Source organism: Candidatus Infernicultor aquiphilus, from assembly GCF_002784285.1.
Taxonomy (GTDB): domain Bacteria; phylum Atribacterota; class Phoenicimicrobiia; order Phoenicimicrobiales; family Phoenicimicrobiaceae; genus Infernicultor; species Infernicultor aquiphilus.
Genome location: NZ_PFKO01000211.1, coordinates 1 through 1,696, shown reverse-complemented (window position 1 = coordinate 1,696; position 1,696 = coordinate 1). Strand labels below are relative to the sequence as shown.

Below are 1,696 nucleotides of genomic sequence, written 5' to 3'. Positions count from 1 at the left end.
ATGGATATTAAATCGAAGATAAGTAAGTTACCTGATACGAGTGGAGTTTATTTTTTTAAAAATAATACTGGAAAAGTAATCTATGTAGGAAAAGCTAATTCCTTAAAAAGTAGAATTTCCTCATATTTTAGTGATTCTTCTCAACATTCCCTAAAAATAAAAAAAATGATTAAAGAAATAGAAGAGATAGAATATATGCTTACTTCTTCCGAAATGGAAGCACTTATCTTGGAAAGCAAAATGATTAAAAATAACCATCCTTATTATAACACTCAATCGAAAGATGATAAAAGTTTTCCCTATATTAAAATAACTTCAGGGAGAGATTTTCCGCAAATATTTTTTTACAGAAAGTTAAATAAGAAAGCAAGAGAAGATAAGGCTTTATATTTTGGTCCTTTTGTAGATGCAGATGCTACCCGAACCGTAATTAAATTATTAAGGCAAATATTTAAAATTAGAGGATGTAGAAAAAAGGATTTAAAAAAAACTGATCTCTGCTTGGATTATCAAATAGGGTTATGTTCAGCACCTTGTGCAAATATGATTAGTAAAATAGATTATCAAAAAAAAGTAAAAGAAATATGCTTATTTTTAAACGGGAAACATAAAAAATTACTTAATAAACTTTATCGAGAAATGAAAGAATCCTCCCATAATTTATATTATGAAAAAGCTGCCAAGATAAGAGATAAAATAAGATCCATTGAAGAAATTTTGAAAGGTCAAAAAATAAATTTAGATAATAAAAATAATAAAAATGGATATTTATTAAAAAAAATAGAAGAGGTAGAAGAAAATGAAATTAAAAAAGCTGAGCAAGCAATTATTGAATTAAAGGATAAATTGAGATTGGAAAAACTACCCGAAAGAATCGAAGCCTTTGATATCTCCAATATTCAGGGTGAATTTTCTGTTGGTTCCCTGGTTGTTTTTGAGAAAGGAAGACCAAATAAGAAAGATTACCGAAGATTTAAAATAAAAAGAGTTAAAAAAATTGATGATTATGCTATGTTACAAGAAGTGACAGAAAGAAGATATAGCAGGTTATTGTCTGAAAATAAAAGATTACCTGATTTAGTTCTTGTTGACGGAGGAAGAGGTCAACTTATTGCAGTAAAAAGGATATTAAACAAACTAAACTTGAAATTACCGCTAATAAGTATAGCCAAAAAGGAGGAGGAGATATTTAAATCAGAAGATAATAAACCCATAATTTTGCCTTCTAATTCAGAAACGCTTTTCTTATTACAAAGAATAAGGGATGAGGCTCATCGATTTGCAGTAACTTATCATAGGAATATTAGAACTAAGGAATTACGTAATTCAAAATTAGATTTTATTCCCGGGATTGGAATTAAGCGAAAAAAATTATTATTAAAACATTTTAAGAGCATAAAAGATATTCAGAATGCTTCCATAGTTGAGATAAGTAAAATACCAGGATTTGGAAAAAAGATGGCAGAAAAAATTAAAACGGTATTAGTAAAAAAACGGGTCGGATAAATCCGACCCCTACACTAACGACTAACGACTATTCGCTATTGACCAATAACTAATTTATTTGTAAAATATAAAAGGAAATGTATATAATAAATAAAATGAATTTTCTAAAAGTAAAGAACTTAATATTTTCTCATATTTTTTATAAACTATAATTGGTAAATTGGAGAATTGGTAAATCGGTCAATCGGTG

At 27.5% G+C, this 1,696-nt stretch carries 1 protein-coding gene; it reads left to right on the top strand.

Features of this window, described 5'->3' with window-relative positions; all coding sequences use genetic code 11:
- The coding region (locus COZ07_RS05570; protein ID WP_406607592.1) for an excinuclease ABC subunit UvrC at window positions 1–1,506 on the top strand (1,506 nt) is incomplete at its 5' end.
- Between the last annotated feature and the right edge of the window lie 190 nt (window positions 1,507–1,696).